This is a genomic window from Bacillus sp. 220_BSPC, from assembly GCF_001054655.1.
Lineage (GTDB): Bacteria > Bacillota > Bacilli > Bacillales > DSM-1321 > Peribacillus > Peribacillus frigoritolerans.
In genome coordinates, this window is sequence record NZ_JVPL01000078.1 from 79,783 (window position 1) to 102,924 (window position 23,142).

Consider the following 23,142-nt stretch of genomic DNA (forward strand, 5'->3'; position numbering starts at 1 on the left):
TAATAGGGAAGCAATGTGATCAATCGCTGTCAAGTAAGTCATCTAATCTTCCTAGATGATTTCGATTCACGAAAAAAAGGAGCCTTGGTTTTCCTTGGCACCTTTTTTATCGTTTCAAGACCCGTCTAACAATATTGCCTCTCTTTAAAATCTTGCTCGGTATGATTGGCTTGCCTCTGTTAAAAGCCGTACAACCAAACAAGTAAGTAAATATATAAACCGCCTGCACCCATTCATTCTATTTGATAATCCAGATATTATTATTTATAAACTCCCAATTCTGCGGGAATTCCAAACCAATCTGCCAATAAGTTGCTCCTATCAGTTCATATGCATCAATCATTTCATATTTTGCACTTATCGATCGTATATCTTCAAACCATACGACATGATTCGAATTCTCTCTTCGGTAGGAATAGGAAGGTGAAGCCGCTGAGGTGTCAAAAGTTATTTCAGCACCAGTGGCAATGGCAAGGTTTTGGGCATTTTGAGCTGATAAAGCTTTCGTCTCGTGGCTCGGTACTATCCAATCGTAACCATACATTGGAAATGCCGACTGCAATTTATATTCAGGAATATTCAACAAAGCATAACGAAGAACCTCTCCCATCCACCAAAGTGGGGATATGGGTTCAGGCGGTCCAGTCGGATACCCATAGTCAATGGTCATCACGGCAACAAGGTCAGCTGCCTCTCCGATCCCCCGATAATCATGCCCGCCTACAATTCGATTATCAGGATTATCCGCTGTTTTTGCATGTACGTTCACATGCAGGATCAGTTCGTTCAACCCCTCCTTTAATTCTTTTAAAAAAAGCACATAATCGGAACGCCTGGCAGGTGGGATGAATTCGATGTCCATGCTGACACCCCCATAGCCTTTCTGCCTAACGAAAGTCAGCATACTATTGATTAAATTCGCTCTGTATACTGAACTGGCAAGGACATCACCAGCCAAATCAGCATCGAAATCACCATCTTGAAAGTTTCGGATCATCAGTAGCGGCTTCACCCCTGTCTGTTCGCATTTCGCGATAAGCGGGAGATCATCTCCATCAACGTACGCATTCCCTTCCCTTGTAAACGAATAAGCGACAATGGCTAAATAGGATAATTTATCACCATTCTGCTCAAGTGTTTCAAATACGACTCCACCTGAAGTCGGGAAGGCAAAACCCAGCGTAATCAATTGATTTTTGTAAGGAGACGGTATCAAAATTTCCATACCGACTTTTAGCGAGTTTTCAGAGATTCCTGGGTTTGCCTCCTTGATTGCCGCTGCACTCGTACCAAAACGACTGCCGATTTTAGTAAGGGTATCCTGACTTTTAATTAGATACCTTCGATTCACCGCTTTTTCATTAGGTATATACAATGCCAGACCAGGAACCAAAGTTGTTGATTCCAATCCGTTGACTTCAATTATCCTCGATGGGGCAACTTTATTTTTCGAGGCAATTTCCCAAAGGCTGTCACCTTTTTTCACAATAATGATCGTCATTCAAAACCCTCCAAACTCCCTCCAAAAAAGTTTATGTTATTCAGGTAATTGGATAGAACGAATTATCACATTTCCTAATGGTGATTTTCTGGTTTTTCAGTCGTTTTTTAATGGAATAAAGGATCACAAAAAAAAGAAGCTGTCCAAAGGGACACCCCCACGCTATAAGCCATATTCTCCTATACATCAAAGTAAATTCTTAATGTCGTAGAACTTCCCATTCTCCAAATCTTCTGCTTCAAGCAGCTGCAAAAGTTTATCTGCCACAAATTCGGGGCTTCTTAATATGCCCTTCTCTTTATATTCATGAAATTTGTCTCGATCGGCAAAGTCCCGTTCGTCTGCTGATCGGATTGTCCCTTGCATCTCCGTATCCATTACACCTGGTGAAAAAGAAATGAGAGACGTAGGAAAAGACGTTTTATCCTGTTCCAACCCTGCAACCCGTGTAAACATTTCCAACCCCGCCTTAGTACTGCAATAGGCTGCCCAGCCATGATAAGGATTTTTTGCTGCTCCTGAAGATATGTTGACCAATACCTTCTTTCTGTTCCAGTCCTTTGTCTGTTTAACGAATTCATCAGCCAATACGATGGGTGCCATGAAATTCACCCGCATGCTCGTTTCCAAATTTACTATACCAAGGTTTCCTACCGGCTTAATAGGTTCAATGACACCTGCATTATTAATGAAATAAATGTCACTTGTATCATCGACGGCAGTAAGAATCTCATTGACTAAGGAAGGTAACTTTTCAGTTTCATTCAAGTCCAGCGAAATAAATGTAAGTTTCGTCCCGGAACGGTCAGCCATCCGCTGCATTTCAGGATGGGCCGTACGGGAAACTAAAATGCAATGATCACTCGTCTGCAAACACCCTTTGGCGATGGCAGCACCTAAACCTTTTGAAGCTCCTGTGATTATAAACGTTTTCACGGCTTTTCCCCCTTTTCTGGATATAAACTATTGTATCAAATCGAGTTCGGAATGGTCTCACCACATACCGTGATTTTAAGATAAGACTACTGTTTTATGAAATCAAGCTCCTTACTTGTTTTAAAAATGCAGGAAGCCTCAATTGAAACAAAAGAAGTTCCATCTAAAATAAAGCAAAGTTGATTGGAGTGGGTGTGCGGGACTCCTGCGGGAAGAGCGCGCCCTAGGGAGACCCCGCAGCGGAAAGCGAGTGCCTGAAGAGGAAGCCAACGATTTTGCAAACTCAATGAATAACAATGGTCTAAAACTGAAAGGGAATGGATTTCTGAAATCAAGCTCCGTACTATTTTCCAGGAAAAAACTGCAGGCAAACTCGATTTTTCGAATTTGTCTACAGTCTGAACAGACCATGTAGTAATGGTTCGTTTATTTATAATATTATAATATCGGTGACACGAGCCTTGCAATGGACTCTTTAAAACGAATCCACTTTGATCGCTTTTCAAACTCTTCAATTGTAAGCTGCCTGCATACTTCGACATCCTTATAAAAAATCCTGGTCAGCGTTTCGGCCATTCCTTCATCATAAATGAAGGCATTGACTTCAAAGTTCAATTTAAAACTACGGACATCAATGTTAGCTGTCCCTACCGAGGAGACCTCTTCGTCCACTACGATCATCTTCGCATGAATAAAGCCGTTATCATAGATGTATACCTTAGCACCCGCTCTTAATAACTGCCCTGCATTGAAAGTCGTTGCCCAATAAACAAAAAGATGATCAGGTTTATTCGGAATCATGATTTTTACATCTACCCCTGATAAGCTGGCAATCCTGAGTGCATCCAATAAACTGGCATCCGGTATGAAGTAAGGTGTTTGAATGAGAATCGATTTCTTTGCTGATGAAATTAATTTAATATAGCCATTTTTAATTTGTTCCCATTCAGAATCCGGCCCACTTGTCACTATTTGCAAATCTATATTCCCTTGAGTCTCTACAATAGGGAAATAATGAGGCTGATAAGTTATATCATGATGCTTTGATGCCTGATTCCAATCCAGGATAAACCGAGTTTGAATGGCTTTGACAGCCGAACCCTCTATACGAAGGTGTGTATCACGCCAAAAACCGAATTTTGGATTAAGCCCTAAATATTCATCACCAACATTAAAGCCTCCAACATACCCTACTTTTCCATCTATGATGACGAGCTTTCGATGGTTACGGAAATTCAGTCGTAAATTTATAAATTTTAATTTGGATGGAAAGAATGCCTCCACTCGTCCTCCAGCCTGCCTAAATTCCCTGAAGAAACGTTTAGTCATCCCTCTAGATCCCAGTTCGTCATAAAGCAGCCGAACTTTGACGCCTTCATTCGCTTTTTTAGTCAAAGCTTCAATGAATCGTTTACCCAGGCCGTCCCTTTGAATGATGTAATATTGTATATGTATATGGTTTTCGGCCGCTTCGATATCTTTAAAAAGCTGGTCAAACTTATTTTTCCCTTCCGTAAAAATATCGACTTGATTATCTTCAGTAAGTACGGCATCATTGTTTCGGAGATGCATATAAATCAAATCACGATAATTACTCGAAGAAGCATTTCGAAAAGGAAAATGATTCGTTGAAAGCTCTTCCATCTGTTTATCAATGATTTCTTCGATCCCGATCTTCTTCTTATCCTCCCATTGGAATAAGTGTGCGTGCCTTAGACTTGTTCCAAAAAGCAGGTATAAAATAAAACCGACTACAGGCAAAAAATATAAAACCAATAACCAAGCCCAGGTCGTGCTCGCTTCCCTTCTTTCAAAAAATATGACAATCGTTGCAAATAAAATATTTAGAATGATGACGAGGCCGAGCAAAACCGATGTAACATGCGTAAATTCCATAGCATACCCTCACTAAATTTTTATCCCTTTAAGGATACCATGCAAATTCTTTATATCAAAGGATTTGCTTATCAGAAATGAAAACAGAGAATTCACAAAAATGGACCTCTTCTTGTAGAGGCCCATTTTAAAAATCCCATCCACCCCGGACACTAAAATTTCTCAGATTGGCCAGGCTGTCTAATAATATTTGTCTTAAAAATCCCTATTTAACAATAATATAATTGCTTACCGGCTTTTCACTAATAAATTCACAGCTTCTTTCACTAGCTCTTCGGGATTCTTTTCTCCGGATTCATTAGCCTCCCGGACGCATTCAACAAGATTGGAACTTACTATTACCCCAATTGTCCGATCGATTGCAGATCTGGTTGCAGATAACTGAGTAACTACATCCCTGCAATCTTTATTATCCTCCATCATTTTCAAAATCCCACGAAGCTGTCCTTCAATTCGCTTCACTCTATTTTTAACCTGCTTATCGTATTCCATGTGAGGCCTCCTACCCTGCCTATTACTTATGAATCCTATCCAGACATCCATCATAAAACCTTTTCAGTCGAAATGAAGGTTTGATAAAAATCTTACAATTTATAATACATACCACTTAGGTATAATTGTCAAGTGCCAATATCCAATGAAACTCCGATATGTAATTCCTATTTTTGTACAAGAAGACTTTGTGCAACTGCCTCAGAAAACTCGATCGTCGTTTGGGGAACGTAGGTTTTTAACAAAGCATTGACGATAGGTGCTTTAGCGCCTTTTGCCGTAATCGCCAGGCAGCCAGTCATTTTAGTCTGTCCAATTCCGCACTCTTCCGCTAAAAAATAGCCATGCCCATCAAATTTTTCATTTAATCCCTTAAGCTTAAATGTTACCTTATCGGGTTCAATCCATTCCAATATATTCACTTCCAGTTTAATTTTCTTCTTCATTAATCCCAAATCGCTTTTAAACTCCCAAATAAGTGTCCGCTCATTTATCATCTCATGATTGATATATCCTGGGACTAGAGGTGCCCAACGATCTATGCTACTTACAAAACCCCATACCGTTTTTTTGGAAACAGGTAATATGATACTATGCACACCTTCTGACAAAGCAGTTCCCCCTTAATCATTCTATTTACATCTTTGTAATGTATGGCTGAACAATATTGAATAGAACGGTAAGATTAGATTCTTGAACAAAATTCTCCCTGTGTAAGAAACCATATAAAGATAATAACAGCAAAGAATCGCCCCAGTAAAAAAGGGACGATCGTTTTTTATTGCTGGGCCTCAGACTTTAGACAAACTCGATACAAATATAGAAGCCTACATTTTTTTGAGGGAGTGTAAAATATAAGCGTTGATTTCCACTCCAGGCACTCGCTTTCCGCGGGAGGTCCGGGAGCCTCCGTTCCAATCAAACTTTGCTTAAAATTCAGATGCAAACCCTTTGGTCTACAAACTCAGACCCAGCTTAATCACTGGGTCTTTTTTTTATGCAAAGATCATTCTTCCGTATCTTTTTCAGTTTCTTCATTTTCTACAATTAAAGAAGGTTCAGGATCAGAATAACTTAATAATCTGGTGCGAATTCAACCGTATACATATTCAATCTTGGATTTGGGTCAATCCAGGCGCTTTCAAACACGAAGACCACTTTATAATTTGCGTAATCGGTATAAGTGACATAGTACATCCCTTCTTGCTCCACTTCACTTAACGGTTCACCAATCAATTCCTTCAACATGGATAAATGAATGGTTTGCAATTGCGGATCAAAATCATCAATGGCGGTAATCGTCTTTCTACCTGTTGAACCGTCATAGAGGAATCGGACATTCCGGCTCCAATAATTGGCTGCAACAGTACTTATATCTTCCGGTGCCCCCCAGGCTTTTTCCACTTTCTTCAGCGAATCACCTACAGAAAATGGTCCACTGCTAATGGATTGTTGTGATTCGTATGCTAAACCCATAATCTTCCGAATCAAAAGGTCTGGTGTGGATTGCGATGATATTGGATCTGTTGAAGCATAAGCAGCCTGCACACTAAACATGAGTAATGCAAGCATTAGAAATGTAACGCTTCGGATAAAACGATTCACTTGTTTCAAAATATCCTCCCTTTCCATATGGAAATGACTGATTACATTATTTTAACAATCTAAAAAAAGATGAAAAATTGCGCATGTCATTCCATTGGTTTTTACCATTACCATTAATATTCATTGGAACATTGGACACATACCACTCGTTAAGAAAAAATTTTCAAATGAAATATTAACCGATTAAGCCATTTCAAGTGAGCCGCATTTTATCCTGATCTAAAACCGATGCCAAAAAGGACTCAGTCAGTAACTTGAAGTCAATGGTTCCTTCTTTGTCCGAATGGGCACAAAAAAATGTTGACAGCGTTTTCTTATGAAGATAGTATAATTATTACAAGTTAACGATGGTGGAGATTTGGAGACTCATGCTTTAATGGGACCTTTTAACAAAAAGGTTACTATTTTGGTATGGGTTTTTTTATGTGTCATCATCATTACTTTATTTAATTAGGTTCAAAAATATCATATTAAGGAGGAATTGGATGCTCAAATTATTTAAGCCAGCTCTACCAGTTGAAAGATTACCGGAAGGAAAAATAGATTCTGAATATAAGAAACTCAGATTACAAGTTTTCATCGGTATCTTCATTGGATATGCAGCGTATTATTTAATTCGTAAAAACTTTTCCATGGCAATGCCATATTTAAAGGAGGAAGGCTATACAACTGGAGAGCTAGGACTTGCATTATCAGCTATCTCGATTTCATATGGGATAAGTAAGTTTGTAATGGGAACTGTGTCAGACCGAAGTAACGCGAGGTATTTCTTGCCAGTAGGTTTGATACTTGCTGGAATCGTCAGCTTACTTATGGGACTTGTGCCATTTTTCACATCATCGGTTACAATCATGTTTATCATGTTATTCATTAATGGGTGGTTTCAAGGAATGGGCTGGCCTCCATCAGGGAGAGTCCTTGTTCACTGGTTCAGTGTAAGTGAAAGAGGAGGGAAAACGGCAATATGGAATGTTGCCCACAATGTGGGTGGTGGCTTAATGGCACCATTGGCCATTGCAGGTGTCTCCATCTTTGCAACATTAATGGGTTCTTCATATGCAGGTTATGAAGGAATTTTTATACTACCTGCTCTAGTTGCCATATTAATAGCAATCATATCATTTATCTTAATACGTGATACACCACAATCAGTTGGATTGCCGCCGATTGAAGAGTATCGTAATGATTTTCCTAATAAAATGAAAAAAACGTTTGAAACAGAACTGACAACAAAAGAGATATTATTTAAATATGTATTAAATAACAAATGGGTCTGGGCGATTGCGATTGCAAACATCTTTGTATATTTCGTCCGTTATGGGGTACTTGATTGGGCACCAACCTATTTAAGCGAAGAAAAGGGCTTCAACATGGACGAGTCCAGTACGGCTTATTTCTTATACGAATGGGCAGGTATTCCGGGTACTTTATTATGCGGCTATATCTCTGATAAAGTTTTTAAAGGCCGTCGGGGGCCTGCTGGCGTTGTCTTCATGCTAGGAGTATTAATCGCAGTCCTTGTTTATTGGTTTAACCCTGCAGGCAACCCAATGATTGATATTATATCCCTAATTGCGATTGGATTCTTAATTTATGGACCAGTAATGTTAATAGGCCTGCAAGCACTTGATTTAGTTCCCAAAAAAGCTGCAGGCACTGCAGCAGGACTGACTGGCTTATTTGGATATCTAGGTGGATCTGTGGCGGCTAATGCCATTATGGGATATGTAGTTGACTTTTCAGGCTGGAATGCAGGCTTTACATTAATTACGATTTCTTGTGTATTGGCAGTAGTGGTCTTTGCATGTACTTGGAATGTTCGAGGACAGGAAGTAGTAAAGGGCTAATACAGGCATATTATTGAGCTCAAGTTTCCCCATCCCCCTGGATATATTCTAAGGGGGATGGGTTTTCTATTATTAGTTAAACCCATCCATGATTAGATTGACGCCTTACATTAACTGAATATTCAGTTATATATGGCAAAAAGCAGTTGACGGACGTTTGTTTGACATACCTTATTGAAATGCATATAAAAAATGACCATGCCTTTATACCAACGGTCCTAAAGGCATAGTCATTATATCAAAAATCATATAGATTCATGTTTTCTACCAAAATACTGGTTATTGCCGATCAAAAAGAGAAGCTCCCGCTATTCCGGGTTTAGTCATCTCATAAGGATTTAGAATCAGATCCAATTCTTCTTCTGTCAACACATCATATTGTAAACAAAGTTCGCGAACTGACTTCCCTTTCAATATCGCTTCTCGGGCAATACGTGAAACCACTTCGTACCCAAGGTGCGGATTGACTGCAGTAATCACTCCGACACTTTGTTCGACATAATCCTTTAAATGCTGCTCATTAGCCTCAATGCCTTCCAAACAATAATCTGTAAAGACATTGAAAGCATTGTTCATAATGCTGATTGATTGCAACAAATTGAATACAAGCACTGGCTCCATTACGTTCAACTCTAGTTGTCCCGCTTCTGATGCTAAGCAAATCGTATTATCGTTCCCGATCACTTGGAAAGCGACTTGATTAATTAATTCTGGCATGACTGGATTTACTTTACCTGGCATGATGGATGAACCTGGTTGACGGGCTGGAAGTGTGATTTCTCCTAATCCAGCTCTCGGTCCTGAAGCCATCAAACGTAAATCATTTGCAATTTTAGACATATTCATCATACATACTTTCAATGAAGCTGAAACCTCAGTGTATGCATCCGTATTTTGGGTTGCATCTACTAAATGTTCTGCTCCTACAAGCGGCAAGTTACTGATTTCAGCTAAATATGTAACAACGTTTTCAATGTAACGCGGATCTGCGTTCAATCCCGTTCCCACTGCTGTTGCTCCCATATTCACTTCATATAAATGTTGACGTGATTGACTTATTCTTTTTATATCCCGATCCAAAACGCGACTGTAAGCCTCGAATTCCTGACCAAGGCGAATCGGCACTGCGTCCTGTAGATGTGTGCGTCCCATTTTGATAACATGATCAAATTGTTTTGCTTTTTTCTTTAAAACCGTACTCATCTTGGTCATTGTTTGTAACAATTGCTCCAAAAGACGCAGTGTTGATAAATGAATGGCAGTTGGGAATACGTCATTGGTTGATTGAGACATGTTAACATGGCTATTTGGGCTAACATGTACATAATCACCTTTATTGTGTCCCATAAGTTCTAACGCACGGTTGGCAACGATTTCATTAATATTCATATTCATCGATGTCCCCGCACCGCCTTGAATTGGGTCAACGATGAAATATTCATGCCACTTTCCATCGATCACTTCTTCAGAAGCTTTGACGATAGCGCTTCCAATACCATCATATAACCGTTTGGTATCCATATTCGCTAAAGCGGCCGCTTTTTTAATCATGGCCAGTGCACGAATCATTTCTTCATTGACTTTGTAACCGGTAATCGGAAAGTTTTCCACTGCCCGTAAAGTTTGTATACCATAATAAACTTCTGCTGGAATTTCCTTTTCCCCAAGAAAGTCTTTCTCGATTCGGTATGTTTTCTCTTCTATCAACATTTCCTCTTGCCCCTTTGTTTGTTCTAGAATGTAATGTCCTCTGCAATCGGTGTTTCCATCATTTCCTTCACTTTTTTAGGATCCTGCGTCTTCGCTAATATCCACATCAACTTAGGAACGATGGCTTCTGTATTCATATTCCTGGAACGAATGATGACATTCTTGTTCACTTTTCGTCCCACTTCGTAAATATCCATATCTTCCCCTTCTTCTAAGCATTGGGTAGTAATGACAACGGATATTCCACATTGTACTAACTCATTCAATTTCTCTAAAATGTTTCTTCCTTGAAATGGAATACCACCGCTTCCATAACTTTCAATTACGATTCCCCGACATTGGTTTTTCAGGAAATCAAAGAATTCAGGCTTAATACCGGGATGCAGCTTGACTAAAGCAACATCAGTACATAGGGAAGCATCAAACTTAGCTTTCTTATTCTTTGGTGAATGAACTGGCTTTAGATACTCAATTTTATCTTTGAATATGGTAGCAATATAAGGATAGTTAATACTTTCAAACGAATCATAGCTTTTCGTTCTCAATTTAATGGCCCTCGTACCCTGAATGACTCTGCCATCAAAAACAACATATACTCCTCCAATATCTTCACAAGCAAACCGGATCGCATCAGAGATATTCCTTTTGGCATCTGTCTTTTTAAAGGCAATCGGGACCTGAGAACCAGTAATGACGATTGGTTTCCCTAAATCTTGTAACATATATGAGAGCGCAGCAGAAGTGTAAGCCATTGTATCTGTTCCATGGGTAATCACAAAGCCATCGTAATCATGGTAGTGCTTATGGATGGATTGTGCCATTTCTGTCCAATCTTCCGGCTGCATATTTGTACTATCAATATTCATCAAAGGCTTACTATCAATCTGACATAGTAAATCCAATCCCGGTAGGTGGCCTAAAATTTCGTCAGCTTTCATTTCTGGAACAAGTCCATTTTTTCCTTCTAACGATGCAATTGTACCACCTGTAGTAAGCAACATCAACTTCTTCATTTTTGATTTTAACTTTTCCAATATACTACCCCCTAATAAGCCTCCCTGTTTCACTATCATTCTAATCATCTCAGAAAAGGATGTTTCCGCTGTAAATGTTCATGTAACGCGTACAACACATGTTATTATAGTCATGTTTCATAGTGAAATCAAGCGAAAGTTATTCATTACGCGTACACTTTTTTCAATATGATGTTATAATGGATTTATATAAAAGGAGAGTAATAATAATGATTTTAAATAGATTGACTACATTAAGGAAGGCCAAAAGATGGTCTTTGCAATATACCGCTGACAGGCTCGGAATCGCCAAAAGTACCTATGCCGGTTACGAATCGGGCCACCGCCGCCCTTCATTAGAAACGATTAATTTATTGGCAGGCTTATATGATACCTCAACTGATTACATTCTGGGTCGAGTAGATTATCCATCTAAGGTTATGGATAATGAGTCGCCTCAAGTCATGGAATTAACGGATTTACCAGATATGAAGCTAGCTGTAGATGGAATTTCCCTTTCTGAAGAGGAAACGATTCAATTTATCGCTTTTATTAGAGCTAAACGGGAAGTGGAAATAAATCGTGATAAACAAAATGAAACATAGCAGGCATTGAGTTTAAACTTGTATTTGGTTAAAGAACCGTACTTAATCAGCAGGTTCTTATACTGCCTGGCATGTTCATTATAACTGTAAAATACCGGGGCTTCATCAATTAGGATAGGTCGGTTCACCCATTTTGAAGTTGCATGGAATTATATCTGTGTTTAGAAATTTAAATTTTATTAATTATTATATAGAAGAAAGTCGGTTTTTCAAAAAATCATCCATCTTCATGTTTCTGTTGTCCTCTTTAAACTTATTCATTTTCCATCAAGGGAAGATTGATTTAAGTTTTATCTCTAATTTTCCCTCTTTATCTATTTGAAATGATAGAAAAAACATGGCAAAGATCATGGTTTCCCCCGGTGAATTAATCAAAAAAAAGAAGCAACATGAAGTGAGAGTTATGTCTTATTTCATGTGCTTCTATTATTGGAATCCTTAAAGAAATGGAAAATTGCTCAATAAAATGTCTCAACAGATATGCTGCATCTCCATATCTTAAGGCATCTCATCTTCTTTTTCCCGATTCTTGAAAGCTTCATGTGTGACAATATCTTCAATCTGTTCATACTGGCGGCTGTGTTCCTTCTCTTCACTAATTCTATTATTGGGTAAATTTCCTGGATGTCCTTTTTCTTTGTGATTAAAATTTTTACCACGACTCATATCGCATTCTCTCCTTTCCATTCATTGTTTGTATAGTTTTCCCAAGCACGAAAAAAATATGATTTAATTTCTCTTTTTACAGTTTTTGCAGCAGGGTTGGTTTACCTGTAATTCCCAGACGATCTTGCGTGACTTATCTCTGAAGTGCCAAGAAATTAATAATTCAAACCCTTCAAATTACTCGAATCTGAATAAAAGCTCAAAAAGAACAGGAACCGCCAGATTCCTGTTCTTTATGTTTATAGGTTTCCCGACTACTTGCATATTTAATAAAAACATTTTTGATAACAAAAAAGGCTAGGAGAACGTTACCACGGAAGGTCGCCACTTTCTTGAAATGCCCGCAATATGATGAGGAGCGGTCCTGCAACATCCTCCAATTATATTTGCCCCCGCATGGTGCCAATCTTCAGATTTCACATCGAGCCTATTACATGATTCTGGACCATGCCATGTTTTAGTTTCTGGATTATAGGTTTCACCGGAATTCGGATAGACGATAATTGGTTTATGCGTGTTTGCACGCAACACCTGTACGGCTTCCGTGATAACTGATACAGGCGCACAGTTGATGCCAATTGCGGCAATTTGCTCACTCTCCCCAAACAATCTGGTACACTCCTCCAGCAATGTGCCGTCACTTATCGCTTTTTCATTTTTCAAAGAAAAGGATAGCCAAGCATAGACTTCTGGATATTCTTTCAATAATGAATGTAGTACTTTTGCTTCTTGCAGGGAAGGAATCGTTTCAAATGCTAAGATGTCAGCTCCTGCTTCAATCAAAGCTGATATTCTTGAGCGATGAAATGCCGCCAAAGTTTCATCTGAAACACCATAATTCCCAACATACTCTGAACCATCTGCAAGATAAGCCCCATAAGGTCCAACTGATGCAGCAACCAATGGCTTAGGTCTAATCGTTTGATATTCTTCCTTCCAAAATTCATCTCTTGCTTTTCTTGCAAGTAAAACCGTTTTCCTGATTAGATCCAATGCCTCTTTTTCTTGTATTCCGCGGAGGGCGAAACCTTCAACCGTTGCTTGATAGCTTGCCGTTATCGCACAGTCAGCACCCGCTCGAAAGTAGTCAGAGTGCACCTGGTAAATCAATTCTGGATTTTCAAGTAATACACGTGCAGACCACAGGGGATCGTCCAAATCACACCCATGACTTTCAAGCTCTGTAGCTAAAGCCCCGTCCAAAATCATGACTGAATGACCTCGTAAAATTACTTCAATTGGGTTAATTTTATTCTTCATTGTCTACTCCTCTTTTCTTTATGGTTTGTGTCAGATAATAACTTCCATAGCAAAACAAAATAAACGGAATGCCACAATATAATGCAATTCTTTGTGTAGGATCAAATGCAATTCCTATGCAAGAAGCAAGACATAGCATAAATGAAACGATTGGTACGAATGGATATAATGGTGTATGATAAGCCAAATCATTAACTGAGTTTCCTTCGTTTATATATCGTCTGCGAAATAGAAACTGTGACGCGCTAATACTCATCCAAACTATAACCACGGCTAGTCCAGAAATGGATACAAGCACTATATATACAGTATCCGGCGCAATAATACTCGAGAAAAGTGCTAAAACACCGCCCAGCATACTGAAAAGGACTGCATTCAAGGGAACACCCCGTTTTGTCAATTTTGCAAATATTGGTGAAATAGTTTTCTTATCTGCAAGTGACCAAAGCATCCTGGATGAGGCATATAGTCCTGAGTTTGCAGCAGACAAAATGGCAGTTAATATAACAAAGTTCATAATATCCGCTGCATATGGCACTCCAATTCGTTCTAGAACGGCAACAAAGGGGCTCTCTAATACGCTTGCATCCGAAACAGGCAATAATGCGGATAAAACAACGATGGTACCTACAAAAAAGATAATCAATCTCCATAATGTCATACGGATTGCCTTTGGAATCGTTTTTTCCGGATTCACAGTTTCTCCAGCTGCAACTCCGATCAATTCAGTTCCAGAAAATGCAAAATTCACAGCGAGCATCGTCATTAGAATGGCAAAAGCACCATTTGGAAATAAACCTGCACTTGTAACATTGGAAAATAACGGAGCTGATTGTGCGTTAATCATTGGAATAAAACCTATCATTGCCGCAGCTCCCAGAATAATGAATATTACAATAGCAAATACCTTTATAGACGCAAACCAGAATTCGGATTCAGCGAAAAACTTAACGGTCCACGCATTTAATGCCAAGACCAAAATGGCAAATAGAGCACTCCATATCCAGACACTGATTGATGGAAACCATCGCTGCATCAACAATCCTGCAGCCGTGAATTCCGAACCTAGTGCAACAGTCCAGGTTAGCCAATACAACCAGGCTACTGTATACCCTGTCCCTGGTCCGATGTATTTGGCTGCGTAACTATGAAACGCACCTGTCTCGGGCATATGCACTGACAGTTCACCTAGACATAGCATGACTAGATAAACCACTAATGCACCAATCAGATACGAAAGGATGGTTCCGAACGGACCAGCCTGTTGAATCGTATAACCCGAACTTAAGAATAAACCAGTTCCAATCACCCCGCCAAGCGATAGCATTATTATATGCCGTGCTTGCATTTGCCTTTGAAAATCATACTTCCTTTTGTTCTCCATTCTAACTCTCCTTAATCTTGCATCCAGAAAAAACGAAAACGCACTCTAAAAAAGAGTGCGTTACTGACAAATAAACACGTACGGTCTTATCTATCAAGGTTTCACCCCCTGGAATTAGCACAGTGTCTTTGTAGACCTGTTGCTGAGGTTTCATAGGGCCAGTCCCTCCACCTCTCTGGATAAGAAATTATTTTTTTATAACTTTATCAATCTATGAAAAAATTGTCAAGTTTTGTTTCGGAATGTAAAGACTTCCTTTTAAATGCTAACGATCATGGCTGGGGTATTAATATTAAATTGTTTTTGGAACAAGCGCTAAGCGTATTATAATGGCAAATAAAACTAACCGGGGTCATGTTGGTCTTTTTCCTTAAGGACGTTCTATTTCAAATAATTCCCCTAGTTTTGTATAAGTATGACCGGCTAATCTCGCTACAGGTTTTAGCCCATTCGGGTCAATACGGCCATTATGATAAATATCTTGCTCTATATGATAACAGACTATTTTCCCTATCAGTAAATCACAACCAGGTTTATTCTTGGAACCTGCCAATGGAATCGATTGCTCTAATGTACATTCGAACCGCACCTTCGCTTCTTCCAATCCTGGTACGGATACCTTATCACTAACAGCCATCGTGAAATTAGTAAGACCCAATTCACTTTCTTCAGATGGGAGTTCCTTGGCCGTTCGATTTGCATCAGCAACATTATTTTCGTCAGTGATATGAACAACGAACTCACCTGTTTGAATTGCATTTCGGGCTGTATCCTTTGAAACTCCTTCTTTCCGTTGAACAGAAATGGAAATCATCGGAGGATTTGAACTGACTATGTTAAAAAAGCTGAACGGCGCTATATTGATTGTACCGGTGTCGGATTGTGTCGTAACCAGCGCTATAGGTCTCGGTATAATGCTTCCAGTCAAAAACTTATAATTATCCCGTTCAGCCAAATTTTCAGGATTAACAGAAATCATCTTCATTCCCTCTCATTCTTATAAAAAGTTCTTTTGAAACCATAAACCTGCTGCATCAACCTCTGAACGTGTCAACTGATGACCGTAATTTTCCCACTGAACTTCAACTGTAGCGCCAGCTTGCTGTAAAAGTTGATTAAGTTCATCAGTTTCTTCTGCCGGGCAAATCGGATCGTTTTTACCTGCAGCTATAAATACAGGTATATCTGAAAGGGACGGCAAAGCGATCCCTCGTCTTGGAACCATTGGATGATGAAGAATCGCTCCTTGTAATGCCCCCTCGTAATGGAACAGCAAACTTGCCGCTATATTTGCACCATTGGAATAACCTAATGCCACCACTCTGTCACGGTCGAAGTCATATTTTCCGGACGCTGATTCCAAGAAGTCATAAAGCTCCTTCGTTCGGAAAATCAAATCCTCTTCATCAAAAACCCCTTCAGCTAACCGTCGGAAATAACGGGGCATTCCATTTTCAAGTACATTTCCCCGTACGCTCAGTACGGACGAACCCGGTGAAACCATTTCGGATAATGGCAAGAGATCTGTTTCCGTTCCTCCAGTGCCATGTAAAAGCAGTAGTAACGGAGCTTCTGGATTACTTCCTTTTTGAAAAATATGTTTCATCATTTATCCTCCTCTAGTACTCTCGGCACTGCCGGCAGTAACGTTTTTTCCATAACTTCCCGCTTTTCTTCCAACCATGGCGGCAGCATTAATTTACTGCCCATCGTTTCCTTCGTTTCATCATGAGCAAAGCCAGGTGGATCTGTGGCAACTTCAAAGAGTATGCCTCCATCTTCCCTGAAATAAATGGCATCGAAGTATTGTCGGTCTGTAAAGGGTGTCACACCATAGCCATGGTTACCGATATGCTCCCTCCATTCTTTATGATCTTCATTATCGCTCGCACGCCATGCAATGTGATGGACAGTTCCCACTCCGATTTTACCGTTTGGTAAAACCGTTTTTTTAACATCAATTAAATTTCCGATATCCGATGTGGATTTGAAGCGGATGAAATCGCCCTCTTCCCCAATCTTTTGCAGGCCCATCACTTCCTCTAATAGTTCCATCGTTTTGATCGGTTTTGACGTCAATAATACTGCACCGCCGAATCCCTTGACCGCCTTATCAGCTGGTACACCGCCGAATGACCACTCGCTATTTTTACCTTCTTTACGCTCAACCAGTTCAAGTTGCAAACCATGTGGGTCTTTGAATTCAAGATATTCCTCACCGAAACGTGAAACCTTTTCAAAGTCTATATTAAATTTACCCAAACGCTTTTCCCAGAAGCCCATTGAACCCTCCGGAACGGCATATGTTGTAATCCCCACTTGTCCGGAGCCAATTGTCCCTCGGTATGCCTCAGGCCAAGGAAAGAAAGTGATGATTGTGCCCGGTGAACCGGATTCATCCCCGAAATATAAATGATAGGTACCTGGATCATCAAAATTAACGGTTTTCTTCACCATACGCATTCCCATTACTCCAGCATAAAAATCCACATTCTCTTGAGGATTGCCTACAATTGCGGTTATATGATGTATCCCTGCATTTTGCTTTTGCATGCCGATTACTTCCTTTCCCGTTGTTTAATTAGTTGATTTTGTATTAAGTGGTTTTAAATTCGATTCAATATCCTTTCTTTTCGATTCCAAAAAAGGTGGCAGGGCAAGGTTCTCACCTAGATGCTGCTCAGCTTCATCCACTTCAAAACCAGGTCCATCAGTAGCTAGTTCAAATAATATGCCATTCGGCTCCCTAAAATAGAGTGAACGGAAATAAAAGCGGTCCACATATCCCGAGTTCACGAATTTCGATTCACTAATTTTTTCTACCCATTTTCTCAATTCTTCTTCATCATCCACCCGGAAGGCAACATGGTGTACTCCACCCCTCCCCAGCCTTTCACGAGGTATGTCATTCCTTTCTTCAATATGGAGTTCCGCTCCTGTTCCTCCTTCACCTGTCTCGTAAACGACTATCGGATTTTGCCCCCTGATTGCGGATGGGTATGTGCCTGATTTCCTGAACCCCAATACCTCGTGAAGAACACTTTCTGTTTGTTCAATATTGGGTACTGTAAGTTTTACTGGTCCTAATCCAAGGATGGAAAACTCTTGCGGTACTGGGCTTCCATCCCACGGAAATCCTCCTTGAACGCCGTTATTATCCTGATCGGAAACCAGAAGAAGCCTCTGCCCTTCAGGATCTTTAAAAGAAAGTACCTTTCTTTCAAAACGGCTCGATATTTCATCGTGTTCAACATTGAATTCCACAAACCGTTTTTTCCAATATTCTAGCGCCTCATCATCCTTCACCCTTAAAGAAATTTCTGAAATGCTATTGTTTCCCTCATGAGTGCGGGCAGCATTTGGAATTTCAAAAAACGTCAATTCCGTACCCGGTGAACCAATTTGATCTCCATAAAATAAGTGATACACACGAACATCATCTTGATTCACCGTTTTTTTGATTAATCGCATCCCTAAGACTTTTGTGTAGAATTCAAAGTTATTTCCCGCTTTTGCTGTAATCGCCGAAACATGATGTAATCCTTTTAATTCCATCCGTACCACTCCTATCTTTATAAATCTCCCCTTACGGAGATGAATTAATCCGCTAATAATATCTCGAATTCGAGGTATTTAACCTAACATAATACTTTTAATGCAAATATCTTGATTTAAAGATAAACCACAGGGATAAAATTGTCAACCATTTTCATTCAAATAATTTCAACCGGATTCACTTATCATAAAATAAAAAAATCAGGCCAAAATAAATCGGTATAAGAATGGAGGTGTGATATATGGTTAAAGATTTTTTTAGCGCAATTGAAGATAGACGCTCTTATTTTTCCCTTAGCAAGGAACATGTTGTTCCTGATAAAAGGATTAAAGAAGTTATCGATCATGCCGTTCAATACTCCCCTTCCGCTTTCAACTCCCAAAGTGCCAGAGTGATTGTTTTAACTGGTCAAAGCCACGACCAATTATGGGATATCACGAAAGAAACATTAAGAATAGCAGCCGATGGTAAAGATTTAAAAAAAACGGAAGAAAAAATGAGGTCATTTATAAATGGTTATGGAACGGTTTTATTCTTTGAAGACCAGGCCATAATAAATAGGCTCCAAGAACAATACAAAACGTATGCCGAAAATTTTCCGATTTGGTCGAACCAATCTTCTGCCATTTTACAATTTGTCGTATGGACTTCCTTGGAAATTGAGGGGTTTGGTGCAAGCCTTCAGCATTATAATCCTTTAATCGATGACGAAGTGAGAAAGACATGGGATATATCACGAGATTGGAAACTCATCGCACAGATGCCCTTTGGAAAACCCACTGCAGAACCTGGCGATAAAGACTTCTCACCACTTGAAGAAAGAGTGAAATATTATCAATGATATAATAGGGGCTGGCTCTACATAACGAGCCAGCCCTTTTATTTTATTTCGCTTTAGTAATCCGGAAATGTTGCAAACAATTTTGAAAATATCAATGACGCAAAGCCTATATACTCAACAACCGGCATGATTTTGATATCCTCACTGAGGTTCAACACGTATATTTCACATCCCCCTCTTATTGAATGGGTGAAGAACGCCCTGGCAGCCATTCCTTCAAATAATATGGGAGTACACCGGAATATTGTTTAGCAGCATGTCCACTTTTCAATAGGTTATATGTCTTATCCTTACATGTTAAATGCTCCATTACCGGATAAATCATTTCCTGTGGGACCAGTCGATCATACTTACTTGCTATGACCAAAACACTAGCATCAATTTTCGATAGCTTCGCTTTTTTTCCCCTTACCTTAAAGCTACCATTAACCAAGCTATTTTTTATCAATAAATCCTTGGTTATTTGTTTTGCGGCTGCTCCGGATAATGGTACATGCCCATTAGCCCAAGCATTGAAGCGGCGCCAGTTTTGAACGTATTTCTCATCATCCGCTTGATTCAATAAAGATAAATAAGGTGATATATAGACGGGCGATGTAATTAACCGGATTCCATATTTAACTGCACTGGCCGGTATCGTTTGATAAATATCTATTGTCTCGTCAAAATCCGCTGTCCCTTCTTTAAGCGCCTCCTGCCATTGATCAAAAAATTCCGAGGCACTGAAATCCACCGGGGTCACGGAAAGTATCAAATTCTTGATCGGCTCGTCTGCAATGGCAGCATATATTGCGGCTATTGTACCGCCGAGGCAAAACCCCATGACTGTAATTTCCGATGCTCCAGAGTGGCGTAATGCACGCTGCACTCCTTTTTGAATATAATCGACGATATAATCTTCGATCGATATGTCACCATCTTCAAATCCCGGGCTTCCAAAATCAAGTAAATACACATCAAAACCTTCATTTACAAAAGATTCTATTAAACTATTACCAGGGGATAAATCAAGGATCAAAGGAGTATTGATTAGTGAATATATAAGAAAAACCGGTACCTCATATTTTTTTTGTGCTGAAGGATAAAACCAAAGCGTTGATTTGTTTTTTTTCCATACCGCTATTTTCGGAGTCAGTCCCATTTCAGGCAATGGCTGATTGGGAATATCCAATAAATGTTGCCATTTAGTTTTGGACTCAGATTGATTTTTCGGCACTTTCCGCTTAGCCATTTGAATTCTCCTGTCGAACTGAATTGAACTCAGGCAACTGTGAGCTTAACAATAAGGAGTTATTTAGAAAATCAGATATCCTTTTTTTACTCCCTTCCTTTTCATTGGATGCCAATCTTGATTTCTTTTTGATGCTGCGGGATGAATTGGCATTGCCTTTATTGCGAATTGAAGAATTACCCCCGACATTCCCGCCCCTATTCTCAACAAGTATAGAGACCAATTCTTCCAACCCATCAATTTTTTCTTCGAGTTGGATGACTAATTTCGCTAAACTCGCCACATCTTTTTTTGTTGGATAATTCATGATGATGGACATTCTTTCTGATGCTTCCTGCAGACTATTTATTCTTGGCACCTGCATTTGCGCATTATCGCTCACTCTTTCGATTAATTCGCGATTATTCAGCAGATTTTGAATTTTACTATTCAGCTGTTGCTCTTTTTGTGTGCCTAGTAATTTAAGCCCTTTATAAAAATTGGATTTTTCCGCCATATATTTCTTCCTTCCTTTCTCCTCCGTTTACACTAATGCCGATATTCCACCGTCAATGATCAAAATATGACCCACCATATAGTCAGAAGCCTGTGAGGCTAAAAATACGGCGGCACCCTTTAAATCATCTTCATCGCCAAACCTGCCAGCCGGAGTTTTACCTAATATGTCATAGTTAGACTTTTCAAGAATTTTCTTTGTGATTTTAGTCGGGAAAAATCCAGGTGCAATTGCATTGACTTGGATACCGTATCTAGCAAGTTTAACTCCTAAATCCTTGGTCATTGTAATGATGGCACCCTTACTGGTGTTATAAGCTATCGTATCCAAAAGCTCTGGAAACGTCCCTCCAAGTCCTGTCACCGATGCAATATTTATGATTTTTCCGGAATTTTGCTGCTTCATGACCTTCGCTACAGCCTGTGAAAACAGGAATGTACCTGTAACGTTAACATTCAATACTTTTTCCCACTTGTCCTTGGGAAGATCCAAAAGCGGACCTGACCAAGATGTACCGCTATTATTGACAAGAATATCAATCGTGCCGAATTGAGCAACCGTTTCCTGAACGACATGGTCAATGGCACTCACATCGGTGATATCACATTCAAAGGCAACGGCATTAACACCCATCGATTGCAAGTCTTCACATACCTCCTTACAGACAGGTAAATTTCGTGAAGCAATGACTATATTTGCGCCAGCCTCTCCCAACGCCATGGCGATCTGTTTGCCCAGTCCTCTGCCGCCGCCGGTAATGATAGCCGTTTTATTAGTCAAATCGAACATATTACTCAATGTAGTCAACTTTTCAGCCCTTCCTTAATGAAGTATTATTTATATAAAACCGTCTATATCATTATAGAAAAGCCTATCCAATATTGTGCTTAAAATAGCCTAATGCCTCTGCCTTTTGTTTCATCAACATGTATCTTATATTTAATAAGTATGCTTCTGTCAGCTAGCAGAAATTGAACCTACTGGAAACGTAATTCGGCAGGGCGGTAATTTATTTGATCGATTCATACCTTAGCTTCGCACAGCGGTGGATTATTCGACCGGTTCGGCATTTCTTCATCCTTCTGGCGGATTAAAAACTCAATCGATTACTGGATTATTTGACTGATTGAGCAAAATCGGATACTTAACCTGTTTTGTCGTTTAAACTATAGAATAGTAAGGAGGTTAAAAAAAATGACGATACATCACTTTCATTTAACTGCGGAGTGGCCTGGCGGCAGAAATGATAGCGGCACGATTCATTCGGGGAATCTTCAAACACAGATAAGTATTCCTACGGGAATGGAAGGACCAGGGATTGGAACTAATCCCGATGAAATGCTGCTTGGAGCGGCATCGACCTGCTATATCATTACCTATGCTGCCATGTTAGAGCGGGCCCATATAGAAAAGGTGAGCTTGACTATGCAGTCGGAAGCGTTAGTGGATGTTACGAATGGTGTATTCACCTATAAGAAAATCATTCATCGCCCCGCACTTATATTGGTGCCGGGTACTTCTGAAAAAGTGTTTGAAAAAGCGAGGAGACTTGCTGAAAAAGCGGAAACATCCTGTATGATTTCCAGGGCGATCAAAGGGAATGTAGAAGTGGAATTGATTGCGGCAATTTCCATAGCACAGTAACCTTGAATAAACAGAAAAAGTGCCTAACCCTATATCGGTTTAGGCACTTTTTGAACTATTGAATGGTATTCACTTTATTTTCAACCTCACGGCACACTTCATCAGCCGTTAAACCATTTGCCTCAATGATAGACGCTTTTAATGAAGTATCGCTTATACCCATCACATTACTTTCCAAACCTGTTACCACACAACAATCCACGTTTTTTGCGTCAGCTTCTTGTTTAATTTCCACAACATCAAAACCTTTTTCACGAAGTGCTTCCTGAATATTCGTTAATGATTCTTCAACACCGATTCTTGACATCAACACACACCTCCTCTACCTTCTAATCTGTCCTTTTCACCCTCAATATATGTATAGGATGCAAAGGAAATAGGGAAAGTAATATCGAGGTGATAAACATGAATGGAAAAAACAAGAAAGATGCTTCACAAACTCGTTTAGGTTCTTCTCAG

23 protein-coding genes and 1 riboswitch are annotated in these 23,142 nt (G+C 39.6%); of the genes, 4 read left to right on the top strand and 19 right to left on the bottom strand.

The genetic code is table 11. From position 1 onward, the window contains the following. Positions 1–238: 238 nt before the first annotated feature. The 6 genes from ADA55_RS04705 to ADA55_RS04730 form a co-directional block, all read right to left on the bottom strand. A complete protein-coding gene (locus ADA55_RS04705) occupies positions 239–1,501 on the bottom strand; it encodes a LysM peptidoglycan-binding domain-containing protein (RefSeq protein ID WP_048679814.1) in 1,263 nt (420 codons plus the stop codon). Positions 1,502–1,687: 186 nt separating this feature from the next. Then, the gene (locus ADA55_RS04710; protein ID WP_048679817.1) at positions 1,688–2,437 is read right to left on the bottom strand and encodes a (S)-benzoin forming benzil reductase; all 750 of its coding nucleotides are present in this window, start codon (positions 2,435–2,437) and stop codon (positions 1,688–1,690) included. Between the two features lie 438 nt (positions 2,438–2,875). Beyond that, positions 2,876–4,333: a cardiolipin synthase gene (gene cls, locus ADA55_RS04715; RefSeq protein WP_048679819.1), complete on the bottom strand. Its 1,458-nt coding sequence runs from the start codon at positions 4,331–4,333 to the stop codon at positions 2,876–2,878. 228 nt (positions 4,334–4,561) lie between these two features. Continuing rightward, positions 4,562–4,825 carry a metal-sensitive transcriptional regulator gene (locus ADA55_RS04720; protein WP_034307218.1) on the bottom strand — a complete coding sequence of 88 codons (264 nt, stop codon included), beginning with the start codon at positions 4,823–4,825 and terminating at the stop codon, positions 4,562–4,564. A 167-nt stretch (positions 4,826–4,992) separates the two neighbouring features. Continuing rightward, positions 4,993–5,436 (bottom strand): CoxG family protein, encoded by a 444-nt coding sequence (locus tag ADA55_RS04725; RefSeq protein WP_048679821.1) that lies wholly within the window; start codon positions 5,434–5,436, stop codon positions 4,993–4,995. A 463-nt stretch (positions 5,437–5,899) separates the two neighbouring features. Further along, the gene (locus tag ADA55_RS04730; RefSeq protein WP_226990410.1) at positions 5,900–6,430 is read right to left on the bottom strand and encodes a DUF4309 domain-containing protein; all 531 of its coding nucleotides are present in this window, start codon (positions 6,428–6,430) and stop codon (positions 5,900–5,902) included. Positions 6,431–6,915: 485 nt separating this feature from the next. On the opposite strand from ADA55_RS04730, the gene glpT reads away from it, so the two are divergent. Then, a complete protein-coding gene (gene glpT / locus ADA55_RS04735) occupies positions 6,916–8,277 on the top strand; it encodes a glycerol-3-phosphate transporter (protein WP_034307225.1) in 1,362 nt (453 codons plus the stop codon). Between the two features lie 279 nt (positions 8,278–8,556). Here glpT and aspA read toward each other — a convergent pair whose 3' ends face one another. Next, complete coding sequence (gene aspA, locus ADA55_RS04740; protein ID WP_048679826.1) at positions 8,557–9,987, bottom strand: aspartate ammonia-lyase; 1,431 nt, start codon at positions 9,985–9,987, stop codon at positions 8,557–8,559. 23 nt (positions 9,988–10,010) lie between these two features. Beyond that, on the bottom strand, positions 10,011–11,000 hold the full coding sequence (locus ADA55_RS04745) for an asparaginase (RefSeq protein WP_048679883.1): 990 nt from the start codon (positions 10,998–11,000) through the stop codon (positions 10,011–10,013). A 230-nt stretch (positions 11,001–11,230) separates the two neighbouring features. On the opposite strand from ADA55_RS04745, the gene ADA55_RS04750 reads away from it, so the two are divergent. Then, positions 11,231–11,605, top strand: a complete 375-nt coding sequence (locus ADA55_RS04750; RefSeq protein WP_048679829.1) for a helix-turn-helix domain-containing protein — start codon at positions 11,231–11,233, stop codon at positions 11,603–11,605. 498 nt (positions 11,606–12,103) lie between these two features. Here the strand turns inward: ADA55_RS04750 and ADA55_RS29980 are convergent, their stop codons facing one another. The 7 genes from ADA55_RS29980 to ADA55_RS04780 all read right to left on the bottom strand — a co-directional run bounded on the left by ADA55_RS29980 (position 12,104) and on the right by ADA55_RS04780 (position 18,470). Continuing rightward, positions 12,104–12,271, bottom strand: coding sequence for a hypothetical protein (locus tag ADA55_RS29980; RefSeq protein WP_162878727.1), 168 nt, complete (start codon positions 12,269–12,271; stop codon positions 12,104–12,106). A 297-nt stretch (positions 12,272–12,568) separates the two neighbouring features. After that, positions 12,569–13,531, bottom strand: coding sequence for a homocysteine S-methyltransferase (gene mmuM / locus ADA55_RS04755; RefSeq protein ID WP_048679832.1), 963 nt, complete (start codon positions 13,529–13,531; stop codon positions 12,569–12,571). After that, the gene (mmuP, locus tag ADA55_RS04760; RefSeq protein ID WP_048679835.1) at positions 13,521–14,915 is read right to left on the bottom strand and encodes an S-methylmethionine permease; all 1,395 of its coding nucleotides are present in this window, start codon (positions 14,913–14,915) and stop codon (positions 13,521–13,523) included. Before mmuP ends, mmuM begins: the two co-directional genes overlap by 11 nt. Before the next feature lie 83 nt (positions 14,916–14,998). Then, positions 14,999–15,101: riboswitch (SAM riboswitch) on the bottom strand. Between the two features lie 184 nt (positions 15,102–15,285). Further along, positions 15,286–15,894: a flavin reductase family protein gene (locus ADA55_RS04765; RefSeq protein ID WP_048679840.1), complete on the bottom strand. Its 609-nt coding sequence runs from the start codon at positions 15,892–15,894 to the stop codon at positions 15,286–15,288. A gap of 18 nt (positions 15,895–15,912) precedes the next feature. Further along, a complete protein-coding gene (locus ADA55_RS04770) occupies positions 15,913–16,521 on the bottom strand; it encodes an alpha/beta hydrolase (protein ID WP_048679844.1) in 609 nt (202 codons plus the stop codon). Continuing rightward, the gene (locus ADA55_RS04775) at positions 16,521–17,468 is read right to left on the bottom strand and encodes a ring-cleaving dioxygenase (protein ID WP_048679847.1); all 948 of its coding nucleotides are present in this window, start codon (positions 17,466–17,468) and stop codon (positions 16,521–16,523) included. The genes ADA55_RS04770 and ADA55_RS04775 overlap by 1 nt, the downstream gene beginning before the upstream one ends. 24 nt (positions 17,469–17,492) lie before the next feature. After that, a complete protein-coding gene (locus ADA55_RS04780; RefSeq protein WP_048679851.1) occupies positions 17,493–18,470 on the bottom strand; it encodes a ring-cleaving dioxygenase in 978 nt (325 codons plus the stop codon). Between the two features lie 242 nt (positions 18,471–18,712). Between ADA55_RS04780 and ADA55_RS04785 the strand changes: the two genes are divergently transcribed. Then, positions 18,713–19,312 (top strand): nitroreductase family protein, encoded by a 600-nt coding sequence (locus ADA55_RS04785; RefSeq protein ID WP_048679855.1) that lies wholly within the window; start codon positions 18,713–18,715, stop codon positions 19,310–19,312. Between the two features lie 178 nt (positions 19,313–19,490). Here ADA55_RS04785 and ADA55_RS04790 read toward each other — a convergent pair whose 3' ends face one another. The 3 genes from ADA55_RS04790 to ADA55_RS04800 are packed head-to-tail and all read right to left on the bottom strand — an operon-like array spanning position 19,491 to position 21,828. Continuing rightward, entirely contained in the window at positions 19,491–20,543 is a 1,053-nt protein-coding gene (locus tag ADA55_RS04790; RefSeq protein ID WP_081088619.1) for an alpha/beta fold hydrolase, read from the bottom strand. Continuing rightward, positions 20,536–21,039: a hypothetical protein gene (locus ADA55_RS04795; protein ID WP_034307255.1), complete on the bottom strand. Its 504-nt coding sequence runs from the start codon at positions 21,037–21,039 to the stop codon at positions 20,536–20,538. The genes ADA55_RS04790 and ADA55_RS04795 overlap by 8 nt, the downstream gene beginning before the upstream one ends. 27 nt (positions 21,040–21,066) lie before the next feature. Further along, positions 21,067–21,828 (bottom strand): SDR family oxidoreductase, encoded by a 762-nt coding sequence (locus ADA55_RS04800; RefSeq protein WP_048679861.1) that lies wholly within the window; start codon positions 21,826–21,828, stop codon positions 21,067–21,069. Positions 21,829–22,233: 405 nt separating this feature from the next. Here ADA55_RS04800 and ADA55_RS04805 point away from each other — a divergent pair, with 405 nt between their 5' ends. Beyond that, entirely contained in the window at positions 22,234–22,683 is a 450-nt protein-coding gene (locus tag ADA55_RS04805; protein ID WP_048679864.1) for an OsmC family protein, read from the top strand. Positions 22,684–22,738: 55 nt separating this feature from the next. Here the strand turns inward: ADA55_RS04805 and ADA55_RS04810 are convergent, their stop codons facing one another. Next, positions 22,739–22,990 carry a YkuS family protein gene (locus ADA55_RS04810; protein ID WP_034307261.1) on the bottom strand — a complete coding sequence of 84 codons (252 nt, stop codon included), beginning with the start codon at positions 22,988–22,990 and terminating at the stop codon, positions 22,739–22,741. Positions 22,991–23,142: the final 152 nt, after the last annotated feature.